Source organism: Ruegeria sp. HKCCD7181 (genome assembly GCF_057221055.1).
This window is the reverse complement of record NZ_JBWVBC010000002.1, coordinates 624,390-650,160: the sequence shown is the minus strand read 5'-3', so window position 1 is coordinate 650,160 and position 25,771 is coordinate 624,390. Positions and strand designations below refer to the sequence as shown.

At 57.3% G+C, this 25,771-nt stretch carries 23 protein-coding genes and 1 pseudogene; 11 read left to right on the top strand and 13 right to left on the bottom strand.

What is annotated here, in order from left to right; genetic code table 11:
- Positions 1–454 (bottom strand): annotated as a pseudogene (glyA, locus tag AC2TCY_RS06750) (serine hydroxymethyltransferase); the annotation flags it as partial.
- 168 nt (positions 455–622) lie between these two features.
- On the opposite strand from glyA, the gene AC2TCY_RS06745 reads away from it, so the two are divergent.
- Positions 623–1,384 carry an NAD kinase gene (locus AC2TCY_RS06745; RefSeq protein ID WP_480846353.1) on the top strand — a complete coding sequence of 254 codons (762 nt, stop codon included), beginning with the start codon at positions 623–625 and terminating at the stop codon, positions 1,382–1,384.
- Positions 1,385–1,654: 270 nt separating this feature from the next.
- On the opposite strand, the gene AC2TCY_RS06740 is transcribed toward AC2TCY_RS06745, so the two are convergent.
- The 3 genes from AC2TCY_RS06740 to AC2TCY_RS06730 form a co-directional block, all read right to left on the bottom strand.
- Positions 1,655–3,094, bottom strand: coding sequence for an amidase family protein (locus tag AC2TCY_RS06740; protein WP_480846352.1), 1,440 nt, complete (start codon positions 3,092–3,094; stop codon positions 1,655–1,657).
- Between the two features lie 91 nt (positions 3,095–3,185).
- Positions 3,186–5,075 carry a propionate-CoA ligase PrpE gene (gene prpE, locus AC2TCY_RS06735; protein WP_480846351.1) on the bottom strand — a complete coding sequence of 630 codons (1,890 nt, stop codon included), beginning with the start codon at positions 5,073–5,075 and terminating at the stop codon, positions 3,186–3,188.
- A gap of 282 nt (positions 5,076–5,357) precedes the next feature.
- Complete coding sequence (locus AC2TCY_RS06730; RefSeq protein WP_480846349.1) at positions 5,358–7,631, bottom strand: NADP-dependent malic enzyme; 2,274 nt, start codon at positions 7,629–7,631, stop codon at positions 5,358–5,360.
- 144 nt (positions 7,632–7,775) lie between these two features.
- On the opposite strand from AC2TCY_RS06730, the gene AC2TCY_RS06725 reads away from it, so the two are divergent.
- The 6 genes from AC2TCY_RS06725 (at position 7,776) to upp (ending at position 13,491) form a co-directional block, all read left to right on the top strand.
- The gene (locus AC2TCY_RS06725) at positions 7,776–8,861 is read left to right on the top strand and encodes a cupin domain-containing protein (RefSeq protein ID WP_480846348.1); all 1,086 of its coding nucleotides are present in this window, start codon (positions 7,776–7,778) and stop codon (positions 8,859–8,861) included.
- Between the two features lie 105 nt (positions 8,862–8,966).
- Positions 8,967–9,359 (top strand): cytidine deaminase, encoded by a 393-nt coding sequence (locus AC2TCY_RS06720; protein WP_480846347.1) that lies wholly within the window; start codon positions 8,967–8,969, stop codon positions 9,357–9,359.
- A 4-nt stretch (positions 9,360–9,363) separates the two neighbouring features.
- Entirely contained in the window at positions 9,364–10,671 is a 1,308-nt protein-coding gene (locus tag AC2TCY_RS06715; protein WP_480846345.1) for a thymidine phosphorylase, read from the top strand.
- Positions 10,668–11,879, top strand: coding sequence for a phosphopentomutase (locus AC2TCY_RS06710; RefSeq protein ID WP_480846344.1), 1,212 nt, complete (start codon positions 10,668–10,670; stop codon positions 11,877–11,879). Before AC2TCY_RS06715 ends, AC2TCY_RS06710 begins: the two co-directional genes overlap by 4 nt.
- On the top strand, positions 11,876–12,862 hold the full coding sequence (locus AC2TCY_RS06705) for an adenosine deaminase (protein ID WP_480846343.1): 987 nt from the start codon (positions 11,876–11,878) through the stop codon (positions 12,860–12,862). Before AC2TCY_RS06710 ends, AC2TCY_RS06705 begins: the two co-directional genes overlap by 4 nt.
- On the top strand, positions 12,859–13,491 hold the full coding sequence (upp, locus tag AC2TCY_RS06700) for a uracil phosphoribosyltransferase (RefSeq protein WP_170741068.1): 633 nt from the start codon (positions 12,859–12,861) through the stop codon (positions 13,489–13,491). The genes AC2TCY_RS06705 and upp overlap by 4 nt, the downstream gene beginning before the upstream one ends.
- Before the next feature lie 5 nt (positions 13,492–13,496).
- On the opposite strand, the gene AC2TCY_RS06695 is transcribed toward upp, so the two are convergent.
- Positions 13,497–14,510: a hypothetical protein gene (locus AC2TCY_RS06695; protein WP_480846342.1), complete on the bottom strand. Its 1,014-nt coding sequence runs from the start codon at positions 14,508–14,510 to the stop codon at positions 13,497–13,499.
- A gap of 148 nt (positions 14,511–14,658) precedes the next feature.
- On the opposite strand from AC2TCY_RS06695, the gene AC2TCY_RS06690 reads away from it, so the two are divergent.
- Both AC2TCY_RS06690 and AC2TCY_RS06685 read left to right on the top strand, forming a co-directional pair.
- Positions 14,659–15,594, top strand: a complete 936-nt coding sequence (locus AC2TCY_RS06690) for a DMT family transporter (RefSeq protein ID WP_480846341.1) — start codon at positions 14,659–14,661, stop codon at positions 15,592–15,594.
- A 490-nt stretch (positions 15,595–16,084) separates the two neighbouring features.
- Complete coding sequence (locus tag AC2TCY_RS06685; RefSeq protein WP_480846340.1) at positions 16,085–16,870, top strand: Hint domain-containing protein; 786 nt, start codon at positions 16,085–16,087, stop codon at positions 16,868–16,870.
- A gap of 41 nt (positions 16,871–16,911) precedes the next feature.
- Here the strand turns inward: AC2TCY_RS06685 and AC2TCY_RS06680 are convergent, their stop codons facing one another.
- The 8 genes from AC2TCY_RS06680 to AC2TCY_RS06645 form a co-directional block, all read right to left on the bottom strand.
- Positions 16,912–19,113, bottom strand: a complete 2,202-nt coding sequence (locus AC2TCY_RS06680; protein WP_480846339.1) for a 3-hydroxyacyl-CoA dehydrogenase NAD-binding domain-containing protein — start codon at positions 19,111–19,113, stop codon at positions 16,912–16,914.
- Positions 19,110–19,595 (bottom strand): cupin domain-containing protein, encoded by a 486-nt coding sequence (locus AC2TCY_RS06675; RefSeq protein WP_480846338.1) that lies wholly within the window; start codon positions 19,593–19,595, stop codon positions 19,110–19,112. The genes AC2TCY_RS06680 and AC2TCY_RS06675 overlap by 4 nt, the downstream gene beginning before the upstream one ends.
- On the bottom strand, positions 19,595–20,806 hold the full coding sequence (locus AC2TCY_RS06670) for an acetyl-CoA C-acetyltransferase (protein ID WP_480846337.1): 1,212 nt from the start codon (positions 20,804–20,806) through the stop codon (positions 19,595–19,597). Before AC2TCY_RS06670 ends, AC2TCY_RS06675 begins: the two co-directional genes overlap by 1 nt.
- A gap of 10 nt (positions 20,807–20,816) precedes the next feature.
- Entirely contained in the window at positions 20,817–21,455 is a 639-nt protein-coding gene (locus AC2TCY_RS06665) for a glutathione S-transferase family protein (RefSeq protein WP_480846336.1), read from the bottom strand.
- Positions 21,456–21,607: 152 nt separating this feature from the next.
- On the bottom strand, positions 21,608–21,820 hold the full coding sequence (locus AC2TCY_RS06660; RefSeq protein ID WP_005981899.1) for a hypothetical protein: 213 nt from the start codon (positions 21,818–21,820) through the stop codon (positions 21,608–21,610).
- A gap of 54 nt (positions 21,821–21,874) precedes the next feature.
- Positions 21,875–23,656, bottom strand: coding sequence for an acyl-CoA dehydrogenase C-terminal domain-containing protein (locus AC2TCY_RS06655; protein ID WP_480846334.1), 1,782 nt, complete (start codon positions 23,654–23,656; stop codon positions 21,875–21,877).
- A 42-nt stretch (positions 23,657–23,698) separates the two neighbouring features.
- Complete coding sequence (locus AC2TCY_RS06650) at positions 23,699–24,100, bottom strand: MerR family transcriptional regulator (RefSeq protein ID WP_480846332.1); 402 nt, start codon at positions 24,098–24,100, stop codon at positions 23,699–23,701.
- 247 nt (positions 24,101–24,347) lie between these two features.
- The gene (locus AC2TCY_RS06645; RefSeq protein ID WP_480846331.1) at positions 24,348–24,716 is read right to left on the bottom strand and encodes a MerR family transcriptional regulator; all 369 of its coding nucleotides are present in this window, start codon (positions 24,714–24,716) and stop codon (positions 24,348–24,350) included.
- 116 nt (positions 24,717–24,832) lie between these two features.
- Here AC2TCY_RS06645 and AC2TCY_RS06640 point away from each other — a divergent pair, with 116 nt between their 5' ends.
- Both AC2TCY_RS06640 and AC2TCY_RS06635 read left to right on the top strand, forming a co-directional pair.
- Positions 24,833–25,252: a PaaI family thioesterase gene (locus tag AC2TCY_RS06640; RefSeq protein WP_480846330.1), complete on the top strand. Its 420-nt coding sequence runs from the start codon at positions 24,833–24,835 to the stop codon at positions 25,250–25,252.
- The gene (locus AC2TCY_RS06635; RefSeq protein WP_480846329.1) at positions 25,253–25,771 is read left to right on the top strand and encodes a PaaI family thioesterase; all 519 of its coding nucleotides are present in this window, start codon (positions 25,253–25,255) and stop codon (positions 25,769–25,771) included. It begins immediately after the preceding gene.

The following is a 25,771-nucleotide window of genomic DNA, read 5'->3' as shown; positions in this document are numbered from 1 at the left end:
ATTGCACCGCGTTGAACCACTTGCCCGACTGGTTCGGGCGCGCGCCATGGGTCAGATGGCCACCGGCATCCAGACTCATGCCCAGAATGGTGTCGCCGGGTTTGATCAATGCCTGGAACACGCCCTGGTTGGCCTGGCTGCCCGAGTTCGGCTGGACGTTGGCGAAGCCGCAGCCAAACAGCTGTTTGGCGCGGTCGATGGCCAGGTTCTCGGCGATATCAACGAACTGGCAGCCGCCATAGTAGCGACGCCCGGGATAGCCTTCGGCGTATTTGTTGGTCATCACCGAGCCCTGCGCCTCCATCACGGCGGCAGAGACGATGTTCTCGGACGCGATCAGTTCGATCTCGTCGCGCTGGCGGCCCAGTTCCGATGTGATCGAGCCGAAAAGCTCAGGATCACGGTCGGAAAGAGACTGGGTGAAAAAACCGGTGTCACGAAGGTTGGCGTTCATGGGGGCTCCGAATGGCTGGGGTATCGTTGGCGGATTTCCTATCGGAAACCGGGTGCTCTAAAAAGACTGTAAAGCGACGAAATGGCCCGCTATGGCGTCAAGTCTGGCGTAATGCGGAAAGGTGTGTTTGTTTCGGAACCAAATGTGCAGCACCGGAAACCACAAATCATGACTAAGAGAATCGCCTTTCTTGCCAGCGACGTCCAAGTGGCGCAATCCGCGCGGGACGTGCTGGTGGCGCGCTATGGGAATGTGGCGCCCCGGGACGCAGATGTTGTGGTTGCCCTTGGTGGAGATGGGTTCATGTTGCGCACGTTGCATAATACCCAGCATCTGAACACTCCGGTTTATGGCATGAACCGCGGCACAATCGGTTTTTTGATGAACGAGTATTCCGACACCGACCTGATGACCCGGTTGGCGGAGGCCGAGGAAGAGGTAATCAACCCTCTGATCATGACAGCGATGGATCAATCGGGGAAGCTGCATGAGGCGCTGGCAATCAACGAGGTTTCTCTGCTGCGCGCCGGCCCACAGGCCGCACGCCTGAAAATCTCGGTCGATGGCCGCGAGCGTTTGGACGAACTGGTCTGTGATGGGGCGCTTTTGTCCACGCCGGCGGGGTCAACGGCTTACAACTATTCCGCGCATGGTCCGATATTGCCAATTGGCTCTGACGTTCTGGCCCTGACAGCCATTGCTGCATTTCGACCGCGGCGTTGGCGAGGGGCATTGCTGCCCAAGACGGCTCAGGTGAGATTTGATGTCATTGAGGCGGACAAGCGTCCGGTCATGGCGGATGCCGACTCGATCTCAATTCCCGATATTGACTGGGTCGAAATTAGATCGGAGCCAGCAGTGCAGCATCGCATTCTGTTCGATCCGGGTCATGGGTTGGAAGAACGCCTAATATCTGAGCAATTCACATAAAAATTCTCTCAGATCGCACATTCGAGCACATTGTGTGAACCAGTTCACATGCAGGGTAGAAGCCGTTTGTTACCGTGAACTTGCCCGGAGAACACGCCAGGATGGAAGTGAGTGGCCATCCAACGGTGTTTTCGAACGATTGCGCAGTTTACGCGCTGGCGAGGGTGGGTGGTGCTACGCTCGTCATCAGAAATCCGGGCATATTTTAGTATGCGGACCCCGGGCACAAAAACCCGGGGTCTATTTTTTGTGGGGGGGTGAGCTGCCGGCTCACGCTTCCGCTGCCATCTTATCCCACAGGATCGGCGCCATTTGTCCGACTCGCGCTTCGATTGCAACGGCGGCGTCCACTGCCAAATCTTCGCGCCAGCGCTGTGCTGCGATTTGCACGTTGATTGGTTGAGGCCCCAGCGGTAGTTCCGCCAACCCGGCAGGGACGCATGCCGCGGGTAACCCAAGAAAGTTCATCGCATAAGAATAGACGGCGCAGCCAAGAACTTCGTGTACGCCTTCAACCCCTTCGGTGTCCCGGTCAGGTTTGAAAAAGGGCTGGGGTAGGAAAGGCGAAAGCACCAAGGGGTAATTCTGCAGAAACAGTGACCACTCGCGGGCGTAGTGGCTGCGTTTTGCCATCATGCGAAGCAGATCGGCTTCAACGATAGGTGGGAATTCCTGAAAGTAGACCTCAAATACATTGCGGATCGTTTCAGACCCGGCGGCCTCGATGTCGCCTTTCATCAGGGTCAGAACCTCGCCCATCAAAGCGCGATAGCCGTTGCGGCCACACTCGAATACATCAGGCGGATCGATTTCTTCCACTAGGTAACCGGCATCGACCAGCGCGTCCCGCGCTGTATCGAGGGCTTTTTCGACTTCCGGGTGCAGAGCGTATCCGAAAGTGTTTTTGGTAAACGCCACCCTGATCGGGCCTTCCAATTCCTCTCCGCGCCACGGCATCGGAACATGGAAAGGATCACGCGGATCGGAGGCGATCAGACTGGGCATGGACAGGTGCAAATCCGCGGCCGAGCGTGTGATCAACCCTTGAACCGACATGGACTGCGCCAGTAATCCCCGTTCGGCCTTTTGTCCGGGGTTCCACGCAGGGACGCGACCAAGACCAGGTTTGATCGTCACCGCTCCGTTGGCCGCAGCAGGAAAGCGCAGGCTGCCGCCGATGTCATTGCCATGACCCAACGCTCCGATGCCCGTCATCACCGCTGCCCCCGCGCCGCCGGACGAACCACCGGGCGAGATATGCCGGCCCCAGGGGTTATACGTGCGTCCGTGCAGGGGATTGTCGGTATCAGCGCGGAAAGAAAACTCCGGGGTGTTGGTGCGCCCGATCACCACAGCGCCTGCGTTTAGCAGATTGGTCACGACCGGAGCATCATCCGGCGCGACGGCCTCTTTCAAGGCTATCACCCCATTGGTCGTGGCGTGACCTTTCTGGTCAACGTTCACCTTGATGGTTACGGGAACCCCGTGCAGAGGACCTGCTGGTTTTCCACTTGCACGGGTCCGATCCAGATGCCGGGCGCGTTCCAGCGCTTCGGTACGCAGGTCTTCAACCACCGCGTTCAGGCCGGGATTTGCCTGATCCATCCGGTCCAGAGCGCTGTGAACGGCGTTTTCAGCGCTCAGCTCTCCGGTGCGTGTCAGTGCCGTCAGCTCTGTGGCGCTCAGACGCCAGAAGTCGGTATGTGTCATGTGCCCTCACTGCTTTGGCACGACACTAGGGGGACTGTGACGGGTTGCAAGAAAAACAAGAGAGTAGGGCGGCGTGGCCGCCCTTCCGTGTTTATTGTGCGTAGCCGATGGTTTGCAGGGCCGAGGTGATCTCGTCCAGAATGACCGGATCGTCGATTGTGGCCGGCATTTTGTAGTCCTTGCCATCGGCAATCGACACCATCGTGCCGCGCAGGATCTTGCCTGAGCGGGTCTTGGGCAGCCGATCCACTACGACCGCGAGTTTGAAGGCTGCGACCGGGCCAATCTTCTCGCGCACCAGCTTTACGACTTCCTGCACGACTTCGCCGTGCTGGCGCTCGGCACCAGAGTTCAGGCACAGGAACCCAACCGGCATTTGACCCTTCAGCTGATCAGATACTCCGATCACCGCGCATTCTGCCACGTCCGGGTGGGCTGCCAGAACCTCTTCCATCCCGCCGGTGGACAGCCGGTGACCAGCCACGTTGATCACGTCATCGGTGCGCGCCATGATGTAGAGGTATCCATCCTCGTCGATCATGCCCGCATCGCCAGTTTCGTAATATCCTGGGAAGTGTTCCAGATAGGATTTTTTGAATCGATCTTCTGCGTTCCAAAGGGTCGGCAAAGTACCGGGCGGCAGAGGTAGCTTGACCGCGATTGCACCCAGTTCGCCCGGCTTCATCGGATGGCCGCCTTCGTCCAAAATCTGCACGTCGTATCCGGGCATTGGTTTTGCGGGCGAGCCCAGCTTGACCGGCAATTCCTCGATCCCCATCGGGTTTCCGGCAATGGCCCACCCGGTTTCGGTCTGCCACCAGTGGTCGATTACCGGCACGTTCAGTGCCGCCTGCGCCCAGGTGATTGTGTCCGGGTCTGCCCGTTCGCCGGCTAGGAACAGGGCGCCCAGGCAAGACAGATCGTAGTTCGCCAGTAACTCGCCGTTTGGGTCTTCACGTTTGACGGCACGAATGGCCGTAGGAGCAGTGAAGAAGCTTTTGACCTTGTGTTCGGATATCACGCGCCAGAAGGTTCCGGCATCCGGAGTGCCAACCGGCTTGCCCTCGAACACGATTGTAGTGTTGCCGTGGATCAGCGGGGCATAGCAAATGTACGAGTGTCCCACGACCCAGCCCACGTCTGAGGCCGCCCAGAAAACGTCACCCGGATCGACATTATAGATGTTCTTCATCGACCAATTCAGGGCTACCAGATGCCCAGCAGTCGGGCGTACAACGCCTTTGGGTGCGCCGGTCGTGCCCGAGGTGTAGAGGATATAGGCAGGATCATTGCCATCAACCGGGACGCATTCCGCAGGCTCTACCCCGTACTGGAAACCGTGCCAGTTATAGTCGCGCCCTTCGACCAGCTGGGCTACCTCTTGCTCGCGCTGGAAGATCACACAAAACTCGGGCTTGTGGCTGGCCATGTCGATAGCGCCGTCAAGCAGGGGTTTGTAATGCACCACACGGCCGGGCTCCATTCCGCAAGACGCGGCGATGATCGCCTTGGGTTTTGCGTCGTCGATCCGTACCGCAAGCTCGTTACTGGCGAAGCCACCGAATACGACCGAGTGCACCGCCCCGAGCCGTGCACAGGCCAGCATTGCCTCCAGGGCTTCGGGGATCATCGGCATATAAATGATAACCCTGTCGCCCTTTTCGACACCCTTCGCACGCAACGCGCCTGCCAGATTTGCCACGCGGTTGCGGAGCTCGACATATGAGATTTCGCGTTTGGTGTGCGTGATCGGGCTGTCGTAGATAATTGCTGTCTGTTCGCCTCGCCCGTTTTCCACATGGCGGTCGACTGCGTTCCAGCAGGTGTTTACCTTGGCGTCGCAGAACCATTCGTAGAGCGGTGCATTGTCATCAAACAGCGCTTTTGTGGGCTTTTGAACCCAATCGATCCCCTTCGCGGCTTCCATCCAGAACGCCTCGGGATCGGATTTCCAACTCTCATAAACGTCCTGATACGTCATGGCGTCCTCCTCCTGATATCCTCGAGCATTGTGTTAAGCATCCCCGACTCAGTGAACAAGCTGTGCGATAGAAGGCGCGTCAGTTTTTCGCAAAATCTTTGCAGAATGTTACGAAAACGGCTGCAAATTTTTGCAAATAGGTTAATTTTAGTCGATCTGGTTCGGGTTTCCCTCGCATTTTGCAAATGTGCAAACTCTGGGATGCAAAGCTGATAGCGCCCCCAGAATCACACTGGTCCCGATTTTCAGCCGCGACAATGCCACGTGGAGTATCAGCCAAGCTTACGCGTAGTGCGTGACAGGTGTTCCAGCAATAGCTGCCATATTCAGTAGCCCGCGAGCCGTGATCGACGGTGTCACGATATGAGCCCTATTGCCCATACCCATCAAAATCGGCCCAACCTCCAGGCCGTCGGCCTTCATCTTCAGAATGTTGCGAACACCGCTGGCCGCGTCCGCATGTGCGAAGATCAGGACATTCGCGGCGCCCGGTAGTCGCGAGTTTGGAAAAATGCGGTCGCGCAGTACAGGGTCCAGCGCGACGTCCAGGTTCATTTCCCCTTCATAGACAAAATCCTGCTTTCTGGCGTCCAGAATTTCAATCGCTGCACGCAGACGTTTCCCGGACCCTTCGGCCTGGTTGCCGAATTGCGATTGCGAGCAGAACGCGATCTTAGGCTCGATCCCGAACCGTCTCACATGTCGTGCGGCTCCGATGGTGCTTTCAGCCAATTCTTCTGGCGTCGGTAGTTGGCGCACATGTGTATCAGCGATGAACAGCGGGCCGTCTTCGAGGATCATAAGTGACATCGCGCCATGCGGGTACATGTCGCCATTACCCAAGACCTGTTCGACATAATTCAAATGCCAGCGGTATTCGCCAAACGTGCCACAGATCAGGCTGTCCGCTTCGCCACGTTGCACCATGATTGCGCCAATTGCGGTCGAGTTCGTGCGCATAATGGCCTTGGCCAGATCAGGTGTCACGCCGCGCCGCTGCATGATCTCGTGATACGAATTCCAATAGTCGTAATAACGCGGGTCATTTTCCGGGTTTACGATTTGGAAATCCTGACCAGGACGTACAGTCAGTCCCAACCTTTCGCAGCGAGCGCTGATCACGTCCGGACGTCCGATCAAGATCGGTGTTTCGGTTGTTTCTTCCAGAATGGCCTGCGCCGCACGAAGCACGCGCTCGTCCTCACCCTCGGCAAAGACGATCCGTCGAGACGCGGCTGCGGCAGCTTCAAAGACAGGCCGCATCAGTAAGGCGGATTTGAAGACGGTCTGATTCAGTTTTTCCTTATAGGCCTCGATATCATCGATGGGCCGTTTCGCCACGCCGCTGTTCATCGCGGCCTTTGCCACAGAGGAGGACACCACTCCGACAAGACGCGGATCAAAGGGTTTGGGGATCAGGTAATCGGGGCCGAATGTCAGTTGTTCACCCTTGTAGGCAGCGGCCGCCTCGGCGCTGGTCGTAGCGCGGGCCATCTCGGCAATTCCGTCTACGCAGGCGATCTGCATTTCGTCGTTGATTTCTGTCGCGCCAACGTCCAGCGCACCGCGGAAAATGAAAGGAAAACACAGGACGTTGTTGACCTGATTGGGAAAATCGCTGCGCCCGGTCGCGATAATTGCGTCTGGTGCGACCTCGCGCGCGGCCTGCGGCAGGATTTCCGGAGTGGGGTTGGCCAGCGCAAAAATGATCGGTGTCTTGGCCATTTTCTTGACCATTTCGGGTTTCAGCACATTGGGGCCGCTGAGCCCAAGAAACAGATCCGCGCCGTCCATCACATCGTCCAGTGTACGCAGGTCGGTTTTCTGCGCGAACTGATCCTTGTGCGGATTCATGTCCTCGGCCCGGCCTTCGTAAACCAGCCCGTGAATATCACACAGCCAGATGTTCTCTCGTTTGACGCCCAGTTTGACCAACATGCTCAGGCAGGCGATCCCCGCAGCGCCGCCCCCGGTCGAGACGATCTTTATATCCTCGAATTTCTTTCCAGCCACGTGCAGGGCATTCTTGGCAGCCGCACCGACAACAATGGCGGTGCCGTGCTGGTCATCATGAAAGACGGGGATATTCATCCGTTCGCGGCACAGTTTTTCAACGACAAAACAATCTGGTGCCTTGATGTCTTCAAGGTTAATTGCGCCAAAGGTTGGTTCCAATGCACAGACGATATCAGCCAGCTTTTCCGGATCGGGTTGGTCAACCTCAATGTCAAAACAGTCGATGCCGGCAAACTTCTTGAACAGGACGGCCTTGCCTTCCATCACTGGCTTGGAGGCCAGCGCGCCAATATTGCCAAGACCCAGTACCGCCGTTCCGTTGGAAACCACAGCCACCAGATTCCCACGCGACGTATATTTTTCGGCGTTGTCCGCATTATCTTTGATTTCAAGGCTGGCCTCTGCCACACCCGGCGAATAGGCCCGTGCCAGATCGCGACCGTTAGCCATCGGTTTGGTAGCCTTGATTTCAAGCTTTCCGGGCTTTGGATAGGCGTGATAGTCAAGCGCGGCCTGTCGCAGGCTGGGTGTATCGGACATCGTTGGACTTCCCGTTTTGCAATTTAGTTTAGTGTTAAACTAGTTTTGACGCCGGGGAAACCTTGAATTGGAATTGATCGACGCTCGGCTGTGTCTTGCAAATTCCCAAACCGACCCCCACTGTCCGGCGCAGAGGAGAACAGCATGACCGACACCATAGCCGAGTTTCGTATTCCCACAAACGAATTGCGCGATGACATTCCCTTTTATACCAAGGTGCTGGGTATGCGGATGGACATGATTTATCCGGCGGATGATCCGCGGGTTGCCGTGTTTTCCGGCCACGGTTTGCGGTTGCGTGTCGAAAAGGACGCGCCCGAAGCGCCCGGTACGTTACGCATTATCACCGAGGATCCGAACAGTTTTGCCGACGGTAAAAGAAGCCTGGTGGCGCCAAATGGCACGCGCATCGAAATCGAAGAGCGTCATCCGCCGCTGGTGATGCCTGAGACGGTTCACTCGTTCGTAGTACGCAGGCTCAAGGATCAGGCACCATGGATTATTGGGCGCGCCGGGATGCACTATCGTGATCTGGTGCCGGATCGTCTGGGTGGTTCGATTATCGCCAGCCATATCCGTATTCCGGACGGTGGACCCGTGCCCGACATGGTGCATTTTCACAAAGTCGGGTTTCAGCTGATCTTCTGCATCCATGGCTGGGTCGATGTGGTTTACGAGGATCAAGGCGAAAAGATGCGTTTGACTGCTGGCGACTGTTTCATCCAGCCGCCGGAAATCAGGCATCGTGTGTTGGAAGCGTCTGACAATGTGCAAGTGATCGAGATTGGTGTCCCGGCCGAGCACGTCACGGAGATTGACCACGATATGGAATTGCCGACTCCGCATCTGCGGCCGGATCGCGAATGGCAGGGTCAGCGGTTTGTTTACAATCAGGCCAAGGATGCCGAGTGGATGCCGTTCCGTCTGCCGGGTTACATTTGCCGGGACACGACGATTGCCGAGAATACAAAAGGAGTCGCGGGTGTTCAGGTGGTGCGCCGGGGGCAGGGTGACCCGGTCTGGGCTACCCACGACACGGATATTCACTTTACCTTTGTGATGAATGGTGAGGTGACGCTCGAGGGTGAAGGCCGCGAGCCCTATCGATTGGAACAGGGCGATGCCTTTGTCATTCCGCCTGGAATGTGGACGCGGCTTTCTGATCCGTCAGATGACGTTGAACTGCTCGAGGTCACTCTGCCCGGAACCTTCAACACGACCCTAGGTTAGGCTGAAAATCGCTGTGGAAAAAGGTCAGGTGGGGCTTCAATTCCCCGCCTGCTTTCATTTAGGGTATGTCATTCTGACCAGATGATCAAAAATTGGGGAATCGCCATGCCTCTTAAAGATGCTGCCTTGTCTGTCCGCGAAAACGCCTATGCGCCCTATTCGAACTTCAAGGTCGGAGCGGCGATCCGGTCTGCGTCTGGGGTGGTTTATTCGGGCTGCAACGTCGAAAATGTGGCTTATCCTGAGGGAACTTGCGCCGAGGCCGGAGCGATTGCCGCCATGGTTGCCGCCGGTGAACAGGACTTGGTAGAAGTTTACGTGGTCGCCTCTAGCCCGCAGCCGGTGCCGCCTTGCGGCGGATGTCGACAAAAGTTGGCCGAGTTCGGCAAAGGTGATGTTCCGGTAACGCTTGCGACAAAGGACGGCGCGGAGTTTAAGACGACAATTGGTCAGTTATTGCCGGGCGCGTTCGACGCCTCGCATATGGAGGGCGCGTGAACCTATGGATGCGCGCTCGATTATTTCCAAACTGCGTCGGCACGAAGTTCCCAATCGCGATGAGTTGATTTGGTTCGCGCAGGGGTTGGCGGACGGTGGAGTCAGCGATGCGCAGGCCGGGGCGTTTGCCATGGCCGTATGCATGGGCAGCCTCGGCGCCACGGGACGGGCCGATCTGACCGTTGCCATGCGCGACAGCGGTGAAGTTTTGTCCTGGGATTTGGGCGGCCCGGTAATCGACAAGCACTCGACCGGCGGTGTCGGAGATTGCGTCAGTCTTGTACTTGCCCCAGCGCTGGCTGAGTGTGGGGCCTACGTTCCGATGATTTCTGGGCGTGGATTGGGGCACACGGGCGGAACGCTCGACAAACTTGAGGCTATTCCCGGCGTGACGACGCAGATCGGGCAGAGCCGCCTGACGCAAATTCTGAAAGAAACCGGGGCGGCTATCGTCGGTGCAACGGGCCAGATCGCACCTGCTGACAAACGCCTCTACGCGGTGCGCGATGTAACGGCGACGGTGGAAAGCCTCGACCTGATCACCGCGTCGATCCTATCCAAGAAACTTGCGGCCAGTCCGGATGCTCTGGTTCTGGACGTCAAGGTTGGCAGCGGCGCGTTCATGAAATCACATGAAGAGGCCCGAAAGCTGGCGCAGGCGTTGACCGAGACGGCCAATGCTGCCGGGTGCCGGACCTCGGCCGTGATCACCGATATGAACCAGCCTCTGGCTTCTGCTCTGGGTAATGCGTTGGAAGTGGCCGAGGTGATGAAGGTTCTGACAGGCGGGGGCGTGTCGCCTCTTGCTGAAGTCTCTGCCGAACTCGGAGGTACACTGCTGGTCGATGCCGGCATGTGCGATTCATTCGAGGAGGGATATTCACGGATTGCAGGTATCATTCGCGACGGTCGCGCAGCAGAGCGCTTTGGTCGCATGATGGCGGCAGTCGGAGGGCCAGTTCATTTCGTCGACACGTGGGAACGCTTTCTGCCCGAGGCGAACGTTATTCAGGAAGTGCCTGCACCTCAGGATGGGTACGTCACAGCAATCGATGGCGAGGCGCTGGGCCTCGCCGTAGTCTCGCTGGGGGGCGGGCGGCAGGTCGAAAGCGATGAGATTGATCCGGCTGTTGGCCTGTCAGATATCGTACGGCTGGGAGAACGCGTTGTTAAGGGCGCACCGTTGGCCGTTGTCCACGCCGCCCGCGAGGAAGCTGCGCGCCATGCGGCGGCGACAGTCTTGCGGGCAGTGACCATCGGTAAAAAGGCCGACACCGTGCCAGATCTCGTTCACGAAAGGATCACTGCATGAGCCGCGCATTTTTGGTGGTGATGGATTCAGTCGGCATCGGTGGCGCTCCGGATGCGGATAAGTTCTTCAACGGCCAAATACCGGACGAGGGCGCGAACACGCTAGCGCATATTGCGCAAGCCTGCGCTGAGGGGCGCGCGGAAGACGGGCGCTCTGGTCCCATGCATGTACCGCACCTTGATTCATTAGGGCTAGGGGCCGCCACTCGTTTGGCGTCAGGCGCCACGACTCCTGGCCTCGAGGCTGACCCGACAGGCCTATGGGGCTGCGCGCGTGAGCATTCACCAGGCAAGGATACCCCCTCAGGCCATTGGGAGCTGGCGGGATTGCCTGTGCCGTGGAATTGGCACTATTTCCCGGAAACCGTTCCGACCTTTCCCGTTGATCTAAGCCGTGCTGCGGCCGAGGCTGCAGGGACGGATGGAATCCTGGGAGATTGCCATGCATCGGGTACGGCTATCATCGCCGAGCTGGGTGCCGACCACATGCGAACTGGTCGACCGATCTGCTATACCTCTGCTGACAGCGTTTTCCAGATTGCCGCGCATGAAGAGAGCTTTGGTCTGGACCGGCTGTTGGAAATGTGCCGTACCCTAGCGCCGCGTCTGCACGAGATGAAGGTGGGTCGCGTCATCGCCCGCCCCTTCGTCGGCTCGCCCGAGGCGGGTTTCACACGAACCACAAACCGCAAAGACTTTGCAATTCTCCCGCCTGCGCCGGTTCTGACCAACTGGGTGCAGGATGCGGGGCGTCGGGTTCACGCTGTTGGCAAGATCGGCGACATCTTTTCGATGCAGGGGATCGATACCTTGCGCAAGGGATCGGACGCCGAGCTGATGAACCACCTGTCCGACCTTGTAGATGAGGCCGAAGACGGCAGCCTGACCTTTGCAAATTTTGTCGAGTTCGACAGCCTTTATGGCCATCGACGCGATATCAGCGGCTATGCCCGCGCGTTGGAGTGGTTTGACCATGAGATTGGTTCGATCCTGCAAAAGTTGCGCCCGGACGATTTGCTGTTGCTGACCGCAGATCACGGCAATGATCCAAGTTGGACCGGTACCGACCATACGCGTGAACAGGCACCGGTATTGATCGCTGGTCAAGGTTCGGGCCAGATCGGCCAGGTCGATTTCGCCGACGTCGCTGCCAGCATCGCGCATCACCTGAATATTCCGGCCCAAGGGTCGGGAAGGACCTTCCTATGACCGTCGCTGACCTACCGAAGATCGAATTGCACCTGCACCATGAGGGCGCTGCTCCGCCTGCCTTTATTCGGCAGCTGGCGCACGAAAAGCGCATTGACCTGAGCGGTATTTTCAAGCCAGACGGGTCGTATGATTTCCGCGACTTTACGCATTTCCTCAGCGTCTATGAGGCTGCCTGCGAGGTGTTGAAATCGCCCGAGGATTTTCGTCGCCTGACGTTGGCAATCCTCGAAGAAAGTGCTGCAAATGGAGTGGTTTATACCGAAACCTTCCTCAGTCCCGATTTCTGCGGGGGTGGTGACCTGCAGGCCTGGCAAGACTATCTAAGCGCGATCCGTGATGCCGCCGACCAAGCCGAGCGCGAATTCGACATCACGCTGCGAGGCGTTGTCACCTGTGTGCGCCATTTCGGGGCGGAGCAAGCCAAACGCAGCGCTTATTGTGCCGCTGAAACCGCTGGCGACTGGATCACCGGCTTTGGCATGGGGGGAAACGAATCCGTTGGTACGCAGGGCGATTACAAATGGGCCTTTGATTGCGCGCGCGAGGCGGGGCTGCGCCTGACTACACATGCCGGAGAATTCGGTGGACCCGAAAGCGTCCGCGACGCAGTACGCGATCTGGGCGTGGAACGGGTCGGTCATGGCGTTCGGGCCATCGAAGACCCGGATCTGTTGTACGAACTGAAGGATCGGGCAGTCACGCTTGAGGTTTGTCCGGGTTCGAATGTGGTTCTGGGCCTGTTCCCCGACTTCAGCTCGCATCCTATTGCCCAACTTCGGGACGCAGGTGTCAAAGTCACCGTGTCCACCGATGACCCGCCGTTTTTCCATACTACAATGCGGCGCGAATATGAGATGCTGAACCAAGCCTTCGGTTGGGAAGCCGAGGATTTTGCTGCGCTGAACGAAACTGCCCTGAATGCGGCCTTTTGCGATGAAGATACCCGCGAGCGGGTCAAGAAAAGACTGGAGAAATCATGAGCGAACATCTGACCGTCGTCGATCACCCGTTGGTGCAGCACAAGCTGACGCTCATGCGGGATAAGGGCACCTCAACCGCCGTGTTCCGTCAGCTGCTGCGCGAGATCACGCTTCTGCTGGCCTATGAGGTCACGCGCGAGCTGAAACTGACCACGCGCCATATCGAAACGCCAATGGAAGAAATGGACGCGCCTATTCTTGCGGGTAAGAAACTGGCACTGGTCTCGATCCTGCGTGCGGGCAACGGGATGCTGGATGGCGTTCTGGAGCTGATCCCCTCGGCGCGCGTAGGCTTTGTCGGCCTTTATCGCGATGAAGAAACGCTGAAACCCGTGCAGTACTATTTCAAGGCTCCCGAAGGGTTGAAGGATCGTTTGGTCATCGCCGTAGACCCGATGCTGGCGACTGGCAACAGCTCGGCGGCGGCGATCGATCTGCTGAAAGAGGCCGGTGCGACCGATATCCGCTTCCTTTGCCTGCTGGCCGCGCCCGAAGGGGTTGCGCGAATGAAGGAGGCCCACCCGGACGTCAAGATCGTCACCGCAGCGCTGGATCGAGAGCTGAATTCCAAGGGCTATATTATGCCGGGATTGGGCGATGCAGGCGACCGGATGTTTGGTACCAAGTAGTCGGATTATTCGCCGCAGATATTTTGCAGCCGGACCCAGTCGCGGTCCGGCAGAACTTGCTCCAAAGTCCGGCCTGCCATCGGGTCGGCCTCGATCAGCCCCAGAACCGTCTCACCGGTTATGTCGCGCGCATAGGCGTAGGGCGTCGTGGGCAGGGCGGCTTGGGCAAAGACAGCCAGCAGATCGTCATCGTTGATTTCCGGGCGGGGTTCAGTGAGAACCAGTTCGGTATATGCATCCACGTTGTCGGCAGTGAGCTCACCGGTTGTCAGTAAACGAAACGCTGCTGTTGGACCGGTCCGATCCAGCAGATCATCCAGAGGGTCCTTTAGTTCTGCGCGTGCACGGGCCGCAATGATGTAACCAGCCGCGACCGCCGGATCTTCGTGGTCCTCGATCAGTGCGCGGTTCAACAGAACTGTACCACCCGGCAGGCTGAGGCTGTCCGGTACACCAGCCGGAAGAATGACAATCTGACGAACACCTGTGCGTCTCGCCAATTGGTCCAGAGATGTCTGAGCGTCTCGGGACGAACAGGCCTGTCCCGAAACCCGTTCGATCCGCTGCAAAATCGTCGCGCCGATCTCCTGCCGTTTTATGTCAGGCACCACGGAAACTACGTGGCGCTGAAGCGCAATCGGTAGCCATAGCAGCAGAACGGCCAGCACGGCCAACACGACCCCAGCGACCGACAACCATCGCAGCCGCCCAGGGTGTGGACGCGCGCGGTCGATGGCGCGTTGCAGACGGTCGATGGCCTCGAGCATTGTCGTCTCGGACTGCGCCAGTTCCAGTGTTTCGCCGGGGTCGCCATCGGGATTGAAAAGCGCCGGGTAAGCACCGGGATTCTGCCGTTCCAGTGCAGCCAGCGACCAATGCGTTAACGCCCGGTCGTTGAAATCCGAAATGGTCAGCGTAGCCTCGCCAATAGACACCACAACCTCGCGCCGCTGTTCCTCGGGCGAGGGGCGCCACAGACCGGTAGCTTCGATCCGCTGGTACTGTTTTAGGGCCGTCATCTGGATGAGGTCTGCTCACTTTTTTGTTTTCCGAAGCATAGCATGGTGAAATCGAAAGGCGCAAACCAGTTGCGTCGCAATTCGGATTTGTGCTGGATAGCGCGGAAGGTCAGAGCAGCCGAGACTCAGATTTCAACCGAGGTGCAGATTGCAGTCAGTTAAAACCACTTCTCCAGTACTGGCGTCGATGCTGATGGTCGGTGCCATGGCGATCATCGGCGTGATCGACAATGTTGTGATCCTGCTGGCCGATACTATCGGCCTATGGCAGTTCCACCTCAGCCGGGCATTGCTAATGCTGCCTCTGATCATTGGATTGTCTCTCTTGGGGCTAGGAGGGTTGCGCCCGAAGCGTCTGGGCCCTGTCGTGTTACGCAGTGTCCTGATCACGACGGCCATGCTGTTCTATTTTTCTTCTTTGGCCTTGATGCCAATCGCGCAGGCGTTGGCCGGGCTGTTCACATCGCCGATTTTCGTTTTGTTGATTTCCGCATTGGGGATGAAGCAAACTATTGGCCCGTGGCGGATAGCTGCCGTGATGATCGGATTCATGGGCATTTTGTTTGTGCTGCAACCAAACCCGGCTGATTTTGATTTCCTGACATTGCTTCCGGTTGCAGGCGGGTTTTTCTACGCCTTTGGCGCGATTATCACACGCAGCCATTGTTCAGAAGAAAGCACTACCGCTTTGCTGGCCAGCATGTCTGTTACGCTTGGTCTGGCCGGTGCAGTTGGATTGGCATTTTTTACTGTTCTGCCTGTTGCAACTCTTGATGGGGCAGACGGATTTGTCACCCGTGGCTGGGTTTGGGCCATGCAACCAGCTTTGCCTTGGATTTTCATTCAGGCATTTGGTTCGACTATCGCTGTATTCATGTTGATCAAGGCCTATCAAGTTGGGGAGCCTTCCTATGTTGCGGTCTTTGAGTATTCAGTGATGATATTTGGCCCACTCTTCGCTTGGGTGGCCTTGGGTCAGACGATTGGCATTATGCAGGTCGCCGGTATTGGATTAATCGCAGTCGCTGGTGCATTGCTGGGGTGGCGGGCAGGGCGTTCACCCGTGGAACTGGAAGCCTCGTGACCAACTGATTGGGTAGCGACCATGAAATTTTCTCGAACACCGCTAGGAAATCGCAGATGTTTTTTGGATCAGCGAGAGAAGAAGAATGACACGTGCACAGTGAGTTATCAGTGTCGTGGATTAACCATTGATCTGGACGCCGAACCGTTGTTCAGCCTCTGAAGCTCTGGTCCGAAACCGCATCAAAACCCGGCGGAGCATTATTTCGATTACCAGTCGTGGTAATCCCGACGGACCAGAAAACGGTTGCGCAAGCCAGCGTCGAAGACCTTCAGATATTCGGAATATGGCTGCATCATTTCGTTGTTGGCGATAGTTTCCAATATTGAGCTAAATCCAGCCTTTAGATTGCTGTTGTTTGGATTAAAGGGCTAAAAAGGTCCCTGCATTGCCTCAATTTGGACAAAATGTGGCAAAACTAAGTCGGTCGCTTGTTTTCCATGATAGCTCTTTTGGATCGTTTTGTTTGTGCCATAAGGGGGTGAGGCACGTGTTAGAAGTAGTGAGTATTTCAAGTTTTTCTGATCGCTCGGCCAGTGTTGAGCCGACTATTCAGCGTAATGCTGTTACTGCGCGTAGAGGTGGTCTTGTGCATGGCACCAAAATCGCGACGACCAGTGGCTGGAAGAGGGTAGAGCGTCTTAAAGTCAGTGATCTGGTGCGTACACTTGATAATGGATTCAAAGAGGTGCGCCGAATCTCAACTGATTTGATTACCATTCCCGCAGGTGAAACACGTCCCGAGAACCTGCCGGTTCAGGTACCGTCGCGCGCGGCATATAATGGTCGCGTTGTCTGGTTGATGCCGGAACAGGGGATGGCAGTGGATCATAAAAAGATTGATCCGTCCCAGGTCGGTGTTTCAGTTGTTTCAGCAAGGTTGCTGAGCGGTATCTGCCGGCTCAGGTCCCGGGCACCGGGGGCAGGTTTCGAAGTCAGCACGCTGTTTTTCGACGAAGACGAAGTGATCTATATCGAGGGAGGTCTGCAAGCCTATTGCGCTGCCGCGAGATTTGGGACGCGGGCCGGGACCAACCAAAAGATCTATCCGGTAGTAGATGGTGAGATCGCCACATCAATAATTGATGCTATTGCCGAAACGGGTAGCATTTTCGCTCTTGCTAACCCGTTGGGCGCACTGCCTGTTCCTGTTCCCGAAGAACCTATCTTTCCGATAAAGCCCGCGAAGGGGCGGCGGCGTCCCGGGCGCCCCGGACGGCCTCCGCCGCCAGTACTGTTTCTGCGACCCGAGTGGATGATGTTGACCCACCAGTAAAATGACGGGGGCACATGAATACATGTGCCCGCACCAATAATTCAGGCTGCTTTCGCAGAGGTATCGAAGCGACCGTAGAAGCTCTGACCTTTGTCGGCCATTTCGCGTAGCAACGCAGGGCAGGCAAAACGATCGCCAAATTTCTCAGCCAATTGATCGCACCGTTCAGCTGCGTATGGTGTGCCGAGGATGTCCAGCCAGCTGAGTGGGCCACCTGACCACGGCGCAAAGCCCCAGCCCAGGATAGCGCCCACGTCGCCTTCGCGGATGTCTTCGAGAACACCTTCCTCCAGTGCTCGGACGGCTTCCAGCACCTGTGCGAACATCAGGCGTTCCTGCACTTCGATCAGGTTAGGCTGGTCCTCGGCCAGCGGGTATTTTTCCTGCAGCCCTTTCCAGTATTCGACGCGTTTGCCCTTCTCATCATAGTCGAAGAAGCCGGCATTCGCTTTGCGTCCCAGGCGGCCCTGTTCCTCCATCCAGAAGATCAGATCATCCGAGGGACTTTCCGGATAGGCATCACCCATCGCTGCCTTGGTGGCACGGGCGATCTTGGCGCCCAGATCGATCGAGGTTTCGTCTGTGAGTTGGATAGGTCCAACCGGGAAGCCCAGCTGACGCGCGGCGTTGTCGATCAGCACGGGGCTGACACCTTCTGTGACCATCCGCGCACCTTCATTGATGTAGGGAATGATGCAGCGGTTTGCGTAGAAAAAGCGCGCATCATTGACCACGATTGGCGTTTTGCGGATTTGGCGGACATAGTCCAGCGCCTTGGCCACAGCGCGATCACCGGTTTCCTTACCTTTGATGATCTCGACCAGGAACATCTTCTCGACCGGTGAGAAGAAATGGATGCCGATGAATTGGTCCGGGCGCACGCTCGCCTTGGCCAGATCCGAGATCGGTAGGGTCGATGTGTTCGAGGCAAAGATGCAGTCCTCGGGTATGATCGCCTCGACCTTTTTGGTCATCTCGGCCTTGACGCCCATATCTTCAAACACGGCTTCGATGATCAGGTCGCAGCCTTTCAGATGGTCCAAATCCGGGGTCGCAGTGATGTGGCGCAGCATGGCCTCTTTTTTCTCGGCCGTGACCTTACCGCGCTTCATACCCTTGTCCAGATAGGTTTCGGTATAGGCTTTGCCCTTGTCCGCCGCTTCCTGATCGCGGTCGACCAGAACGACTTCCATGCCAGCCTGAGCAGACACCAGCGCGATACCCGCACCCATCATACCTGCACCCAGAACGCCGATCTTCTTGACCGACTGATCCGGCACCCCTGCAGGGCGCACCGCGCCTTTTTCCAGCGCTTCCTTGTTCAGGAACAGCGAACGGATCATGGCTCCAGAAGATGGATTCATCAATACAGAGGTAAACCAGCGCGCTTCGATCTTCAGCGCAGTGTCAAAATCAACCAGCGCGCCTTCGTAAACCGCGCTCAGTAGAGCCTTGGCGGCCGGGAAGGCGCCTTGGGTCTTGCCGTTCACCATCGCCGAGGCACCGACGAAGTTCATGAAGCCAGCTGGGTGGTAGGGCGCACCGCCGGGCATCTTGTAGCCTTTGGCGTCCCAGGGTTTGACGATGTCCGCATCCTTGGCGTTCAGCACCCATTCTTTGGCTGCGGCAACCGGATCAGCGGCGATTTCGTCGATGTATCCCGCGCCCTTGGCTTTCTTGACGTCCAGCATCTTGCCTTCCAACAGCAGCGGAGCAGCCGCGAGCGGACCAACCTTGCGCACCATGCGGGTAGTACCCCCTGCGCCGGGGAAGATGCCGACCATGATCTCGGGCAGGCCATACTTTGCCTTGGGGTTTTCAGCGGCAAAGATCCGGTGCGTGGACAGCGGCAGTTCCATCCCAATGCCGGCAGCAGTACCGGGCAGGGCTGTGGCAATCGGCTTGCCACCCTTCTTGGTCTTGGGGTCCATACCCGCCATCTCGATCTTGCGCAGCAGGGCGTGCATTTGCATCGTGCCCTCGAACAAACCGTTGGCCGGGTTGTCGCCCGCCTGTTCCTTCATCACGGCCAGCAGGTTCAGGTCCATGCCGCCGGCAAAAGACCCTTCCTTACCCGAGGTGATGACAATCCCTTTGACTTCATCATCAGCCAGCGCCTGATCAATCAGGTCACTCAGCTGCGCCAGTCCGTCAAACGACATCACGTTCATGGTTTTGCCCGGGACGTCCCAGCTGATAATGCCAACGCCATCGGCGTCTTTGGTCAGAGTAAACTCGGTCATTCGTCTTCTCCAATCTGGTCAGCCGTCAGCGGGCTGCCGTCTTTGCGGGTGAAAGAGAATCCGTTCTCATCATCCTTCACCATCATGTCTAAGTCGCTGTAATACGCGGTCTCGGTCGGGGTCCGTGTGCCCACCACCAGAAAACTCGCTGGCGCATCGGTCTTGTTCACAAGGTGGTGGCCGTTGGCCTCACCCGCAGGCCAAGCGGCGCAATCGCCGGGCAGCATCTCATGCTCGCCATAATCATCGATCAGCGTGCAGGTGCCACTCAACATGATCGCAAATTCGTCCTGCTCCATATGGTAGTGGCGTAGAGACGACAGGCCGTTTGGCTCCAGCCGCACGATATTGACTCCAAACTGAGTCAGGCCGTTCGGATCGCCAATGCGTTGCACATAGCGGTCGTCACCGACCCTTGCGAGTTTACCGGGATAGCCCGAGCCGTTTTGAAACGGGATTTGAGAAAGATCGATCTTAGGCATCAAACGCGCTCGATAATCGTTGCCGCGCCCATTCCGGATGCGATGCAGAGTGTGGCCAAACCGGTTTCTTTGTCTTGACGCTCCAGCTCGTCCAGCAATGTGCCGATGATCATCGCACCGGTCGCGCCCAGCGGGTGACCCATCGCGATCGAGCCGCCGTTGACGTTTACCAGTCCGGGATCGACGTCGAACGCCTGTTGGAACCGCAGAACGACCGAGGCGAAGGCTTCGTTCACTTCGAACAGGTCCAGATCGCTGATCTTCATGCCGTTGTCGGCCAGAATCTTTTCGGTCACCGGAACCGGGCCGGTCAGCATGATGGTCGGGTCGGTGCCGATCTTGGCGGTTGCCTTGATGCGCGCGCGGGGCTTCAAGCCGTATTTCTCGCCAAATTCCTTGTTGCCAATCAGAACCGCCGCCGCGCCATCCACGATGCCCGAGCTGTTGCCGGCGTGGTGGATGTGGTTCACGCGCTCAAGATGCGGGTATTTCAGCATCGCCACCTTGTCGAAACCCGGCATTTGTTCACCCATCATCGCAAACGACGGGTTCAGCGCGCCAAGGCTTTGCATGTCGGTGTCGGGGCGCATGTATTCGTCGCGGTCCAGAATGGTCAGGCCGTTCTGGTCCTTGACGGTGATGACCGATTTTTCGAACCGGTTGTCTGCCCATGCTTCCGCGGCGCGTTTTTGCGATTCAACCGCCAGAGCGTCTGCGTCATCACGGGAGAATCCGTATTCGGTCGCAATAATGTCGGCCGAGATGCCCTGCGGCACGAAATAAGTGTCCATCGCCAGCGAGGGGTCGACGGCAATCGCCGCACCGTCGCTGCCCATGGCCACGCGGCCCATCATTTCGACGCCACCGGCGATGTAGGCCTCGCCCGCTCCGCCTTTGACCTGATTTGCGGCCAGGTTCACGGCTTCCATGCCCGATGCACAGAAACGGTTGATCGCCAGACCGGGGATCGATTCATCCAGATCCGAGGCTAGAACGGCCGAGCGAGCCAGACAGCCGCCTTGCTCCATCACTTGCGTGACGTTCCCCCAGATCACGTCTTCCACGGCGTGGCCTTCGAGGTTGTTCCGCTCTTTCATCGCGTTCAGGGTCAATGCAGACAGACGCACCGAGGTTACCTCGTGCAGGCTGCCATCCTTGCGGCCCTTGCCGCGCGGAGTGCGTAGGGCGTCATAGATATATGCTTCGGTCATAGGGGTCTCCTCAGGCGCGGTCCGACGGTTTGCCGGGCATCAGATCATAGGGGTGTTTCCAGCCGGGCTGCTCGGACATGCGTTGCAGCCAGGCGTCGATGTGGGGCCAATCGGAACGGTCAAAGCCGAATGGCTCGGGATAATAGAGATAGCCACAGCAGCTGATATCAGCGTTGGTTATGCCGTCGCCGACGATCCATTCGCGGCCGTCCAGATGGTTGTTCAGCACCTGATACGCCGCCTTCAAGCGCCCTTGGTTGAAGGCGATGACGTCAGGATTGCGATGTTTTTCGGGGAGGAAATTGATCAGGAAACGAGTCAATCCAGCCATCGAACTGAGCTTATGGTTGTCCCATAGCACCCACCGCAGGATGTCATAGTTTTCTTCGTGGGTCTTGCCGCCGAACTTGCCCGATTTTTCTGTAACATAGGCCTGAATTGCACCAGATTGACTGGTGCGGAAATCACCGTCAACCAGTACGGGCGCTTCGCCCATTTCGTTAACTTCAGCGCGGTACTCAGGGGTGCGGGTCACACCATTGAAGAAATCGACAAATACCGGCTCCCACTCCAAACCGGACATCTCCAAGGCAAGTGCGCCTTTGTATGAGTTCCCGCTTTCTCCGAAACAATGAAGTTTGATGGTCACGTGATTGCCCCTCCCAAGGCGCAGATTGCAGATGCTGAATTCCGCGTATTTCGAGCAACCCGAACCATCTGGACCGTTGCCAGCCACGGTCATCATTGTGGGGTTCGTCTTGCTGAAAACACGCCGTCCCAATTCAGGAATGGCAGTATTGGTTAGCGCTTTCGCGCCTCAAGTTCGGAATTGAAGATGCGTAGCCGGTGGGTCAGGTTCTCCTCATCTATGACGCTGTTGAAATTTTCGAACAGAAAGGACAGTGCTTCGCCTTCATCCAAGCCAGCCTCGCGCGCGAAACCCTTGAGTTTTCGATACCCGTCTTCGGTCATCGCGACGGGAAAGCGGCGTGTCAGGCGAAAGCGCTTCGGCATTTAGGTCCTCCGGTGAACTGGTTCCGGGCGATGTAGCCCGGAACCAGAGTGAGTTCAGAAATTCGCCGCGTCCAGTACCATTACTGTGTCCGCGCCGGTTTGAATGCGCGCCAGATGCATGCCCGTGGCAGGCAGACGGCGCGCCATGTAGAAGCGGCCAGTATTGATCTTGGTTTCATAGAAGTCTTTGTCCGATGCCCCGCCGTCCAGTGCTTCCTGTGCAGCCTTGGCCATCTGTGCCCACATCAGGCCCAGGCAGACATGGCCGAACATGTGCATGAAGTCATAAGACCCGGACAGCGCGTTGTTGGGGTTCTTCATGCCTTCCTGCATGAAGTACATTCCAGCAGCCTGCAGATCCTTGGATGCGGTTTTCAATGGTTCGATGAAGGCCTTGTCATAGGCTTCGTTCTGCCCGCCATTCTCTTTGCAGAAGGATTTGACCATCTCGAAGAACGCCATAACGTGCTTGCCGCCGTCCTGCGCCAGTTTGCGCCCCACCAGATCCAGCGCCTGAACGCCGTTTGCACCTTCGTAGATCATCGCGATACGGGCATCGCGGGTATATTGAGACATACCCCATTCTTCGATGTATCCGTGACCGCCATAAACCTGCTGCGCCTGAACGGTCATGTCATAGCCTTCGTCCGTCAGGAAACCCTTGATGACCGGGGTCAGCAGCGAGATGAGACCATCCGCATCCTTGTCACCCGAACGGTGCGCCTTGTCGATCATCGATGCGCCCCACAGGATGAACGCGCGTGCTCCTTCGGTGAAGCTCTTCTGGTCCATCAGGTTGCGGCGGATGTCCGGGTGCACGATCAGCGGGTCGGCGGGGCCATCCGGGTTCTTCACTCCAGTCACATCACGACCCTGCAGTCGTTCCTTGGCGTATTCCAATGCGTTTTGAAATGCAGCTTCGGCTTGAGCCAGACCCTGCATGCCGACACCCAGACGCGCTTCGTTCATCATGGTGAACATGGCGCGCATGCCCTTGTGCTCTTCTCCCAGCAGCCAGCCGGTGGCTTCGTCATAGTTCATGACGCATGTCGAATTGCCGTGGATGCCCATCTTCGCTTCGATCTTTCCGACCGAGACGCCGTTGCGTTCACCCAGCGAGCCGTCTTCGTTGACGATGAACTTGGGCACGATGAACAGCGAGACACCCTTGATGCCTTCAGGGCCACCGGGGATTTTGGCCAGCACCAGATGGATGATGTTGTCGGCCATGTCGTGATCTCCGGACGAAATAAAGATCTTCTGACCGGAAATCTTGTAGCTGCCATTGCCTTGCGGTTCCGCCTTGGTGCGCATCAAACCCAGATCCGTACCGCAATGCGGCTCGGTCAGGTTCATGGTGCCGGTCCATTCGCAGCTGACCATGTTGGGAAGATAGGTATTTTTCTGCTCGTCCGTTCCATGCGCCAGAATGGCTGAGGCCGCGCCGTGGGTCAGGCCCTGATACATAGTGAATGCCTGATTGGAAGCCGAGAACATCTCGCCCACGGCAGTGCCCAGAACGTAGGGCATGTTCTGACCACCATATTCTTCGGGCATATCCAGACCGGTCCAGCCGCCTTCTTTCATCTGCTCGAAAGCATCTTTGAATCCAGTGGGGGTATAGACCACGCCGTTTTCCAAACGGCAGCCTTCGGTGTCTCCAACCACGTTCAGTGGATGCAGGACGTTGGTGGCAACCTTGCCCGCTTCTTCCAGAACCGCGCCTGTGAATTCGGTCTCAAGCTCGCTGTACCCTGGAATATCCGATTCCGAGACTTTCAGTACATCGTGCAGAATGAACTGCATATCTTTGGTCGGCGCGTTATAGACGGGCATGTGAATCTCCCTTTTTTCATATGTCCGGACGGGCGTGCGATCTTACTCGGCCGCCTTCTTTTCCTGTTTCATCGAGGCAATGACCTTTTCGCCCCAGCGCAACTGCTCTTTCAGATCGTCAATCGCCTGTGTCAGTTCCTCGCGACGGGCCTCCATATCTGCCAAACGCTCGCACGCGATCTCAAAGGTGCGGGACATCTGGGTTAGTTGCTGGTCCCCCACGTGGTACAGATCCAGAAGCTGGCGGATTTCTTCGAGGCTGAAACCAAACCGCTTGCCGCGCAGGATCAGTTTCAGACGTGCACGGTCCCGTTTGGTGAACAGGCGTTTTTGCCCCTCACGGATCGGAAACAAAAGCTCCTTGGCCTCGTAAAACCGCAAGGTGCGCGGCGTGACGTCATAGGACTCGCACATTTCGCGGATGGTCATCAGATCTTCGGTCATGGTTCAAACTCTCATCACTTGCGTCATACTGATTGAGTTGCGCAGTCGATGAGCGTTTTACAACATACAATTGACGTTTACGTAATGCGGACGCTGCGTCACAAATTGGTTGACGTAACATCCGAACGCGTAAGTCGCGTAAAACGCAATTTTCTTACCCAACGTAAAGGGTCGGAGCGACTAATCCCGATAACATAATACCTGAGAAATAGGGCAGACGCGGCCTTGGTTGGCCCCTCGGGGAAGTCTATTCAAGCAGGTCCATTGTTTGGTTTCGCAATTGCTGCAGTGCGTCCATCGCCTCGTCCAATTGCTGGCGCTGCTGGCGCAACTCCTCCATCTGTCGGTCGGCCATTTCGATAAAGGCAGCCATCTGCGCCTGATTGCCCTGATCTTCATAGATCAAAAGCCACTGACGAATCTCTTCCAGCTGGAATCCGAATTTCCGGCCTCGTAGGATCAGTTTCATGCGCGCGCATTCCCGCGGGCCATAAAACCGAGACCGACCTTCGCGGTCGGGCTGCAGCAATTCGATATATTCGTAGTAACGCAGCGTGCGCGGGGTTACATCGAACTCGGCGCACATCTCTTTGAATGACAAACGGTTGCCGGACATTCCTGATCTCCTCGGCAGCAACCTAGGGCGTCGGTGCGGCAAGCGCAACAGGTGGGCTTGCCCTTTACGTGGAAGCAGTCTCATAAAGGGGCAGGCAAGAGGACAGGATCCACCCCATGGTCGACAAGACAGTACTGGCGCGGCAATTCATCGAAGCGATTCCGCATGCGAAGGCGCTGGGGCTTGAGCTGACCCACATCGGGGAGGGCGAGGCGGAACTTTCCATGCCCTACAACGAACAACTGATCGGTGATCCCAGAACGGGGGTGATACATGGGGGGGCTGTTTCGACCATGTTGGATACGTGTTGCGGAGCGGCAGTGATGAGCCATCCTTCGGCGCCGGGAGGCACGGCCACAATTGATCTGCGGATCGACTACATGCGGGCGGCAACGCCGGGGCAGAGCATACATACCCGCGCCACCTGCTATCACATTACTCGCAATGTCGCTTTCGTACGGGCGACGGCCACTGACGAGGATTCAGGTCGTCCGGTGGCCACGGCCTCCGGCGCATTCACGGTGGAGGGCGTATAAATGGCGCGTCCTCGTCCTGAACCCATGCAGGTGGTCAAACAACGCCGTGACGCGGCGCTGACGGCGCTGGTCAAAGGGGTGCCATATATCCGGTTCCTGAACATCAGCTTTGACCGTCGCGGGGATGAGCTGACCGGTGTTCTTAATTTCGATGAAAAACTGATAGGTAATCCGTTCCTGCCCGCACTGCACGGCGGTGTTACAGCCGCGTTTCTTGAGGTGACAGCCGTAATCACGTTGAGCTGGGAGAACATGTTCCCTCGCATCGAAAGCGGAGAAATCGGGGCCGACGACATTTTGACTGATGTGAATATTCGGTTTCCCAAGACAATTGACTTTACTGTCGACTACCTACGATCAGGCTTGCCGCGCGATGCTTATGCGCGTGCGTTTATCAATCGGTCGGGGCGGCGTTATGCTTCAGTCCGGGTCGAAGCCTGGCAGGATAATCACGCGAAACTATTCGCGCAGGGGACCGGTCATTTCCTGATGCCGCAAGCCCCGGCGATTAAAGAGTAA

Coding starts and splice junctions, on each gene's coding strand:
- AC2TCY_RS06745 (WP_480846353.1), top strand. CDS start 623: ATGACTAAGAGAATCGCCTTTCTTGCCAGCGACGTCCAAGTGGCGCAA.
- AC2TCY_RS06740 (WP_480846352.1), bottom strand. CDS start 3,094: ATGACACATACCGACTTCTGGCGTCTGAGCGCCACAGAGCTGACGGCA.
- prpE (WP_480846351.1), bottom strand. CDS start 5,075: ATGACGTATCAGGACGTTTATGAGAGTTGGAAATCCGATCCCGAGGCG.
- AC2TCY_RS06730 (WP_480846349.1), bottom strand. CDS start 7,631: ATGTCCGATACACCCAGCCTGCGACAGGCCGCGCTTGACTATCACGCC.
- AC2TCY_RS06725 (WP_480846348.1), top strand. CDS start 7,776: ATGACCGACACCATAGCCGAGTTTCGTATTCCCACAAACGAATTGCGC.
- AC2TCY_RS06720 (WP_480846347.1), top strand. CDS start 8,967: ATGCCTCTTAAAGATGCTGCCTTGTCTGTCCGCGAAAACGCCTATGCG.
- AC2TCY_RS06715 (WP_480846345.1), top strand. CDS start 9,364: ATGGATGCGCGCTCGATTATTTCCAAACTGCGTCGGCACGAAGTTCCC.
- AC2TCY_RS06710 (WP_480846344.1), top strand. CDS start 10,668: ATGAGCCGCGCATTTTTGGTGGTGATGGATTCAGTCGGCATCGGTGGC.
- AC2TCY_RS06705 (WP_480846343.1), top strand. CDS start 11,876: ATGACCGTCGCTGACCTACCGAAGATCGAATTGCACCTGCACCATGAG.
- upp (WP_170741068.1), top strand. CDS start 12,859: ATGAGCGAACATCTGACCGTCGTCGATCACCCGTTGGTGCAGCACAAG.
- AC2TCY_RS06695 (WP_480846342.1), bottom strand. CDS start 14,510: ATGACGGCCCTAAAACAGTACCAGCGGATCGAAGCTACCGGTCTGTGG.
- AC2TCY_RS06680 (WP_480846339.1), bottom strand. CDS start 19,113: ATGACCGAGTTTACTCTGACCAAAGACGCCGATGGCGTTGGCATTATC.
- AC2TCY_RS06675 (WP_480846338.1), bottom strand. CDS start 19,595: ATGCCTAAGATCGATCTTTCTCAAATCCCGTTTCAAAACGGCTCGGGC.
- AC2TCY_RS06670 (WP_480846337.1), bottom strand. CDS start 20,806: ATGACCGAAGCATATATCTATGACGCCCTACGCACTCCGCGCGGCAAG.
- AC2TCY_RS06660 (WP_005981899.1), bottom strand. CDS start 21,820: ATGCCGAAGCGCTTTCGCCTGACACGCCGCTTTCCCGTCGCGATGACC.
- AC2TCY_RS06655 (WP_480846334.1), bottom strand. CDS start 23,656: ATGCCCGTCTATAACGCGCCGACCAAAGATATGCAGTTCATTCTGCAC.
- AC2TCY_RS06650 (WP_480846332.1), bottom strand. CDS start 24,100: ATGACCGAAGATCTGATGACCATCCGCGAAATGTGCGAGTCCTATGAC.
- AC2TCY_RS06645 (WP_480846331.1), bottom strand. CDS start 24,716: ATGTCCGGCAACCGTTTGTCATTCAAAGAGATGTGCGCCGAGTTCGAT.
- AC2TCY_RS06640 (WP_480846330.1), top strand. CDS start 24,833: ATGGTCGACAAGACAGTACTGGCGCGGCAATTCATCGAAGCGATTCCG.
- AC2TCY_RS06635 (WP_480846329.1), top strand. CDS start 25,253: ATGGCGCGTCCTCGTCCTGAACCCATGCAGGTGGTCAAACAACGCCGT.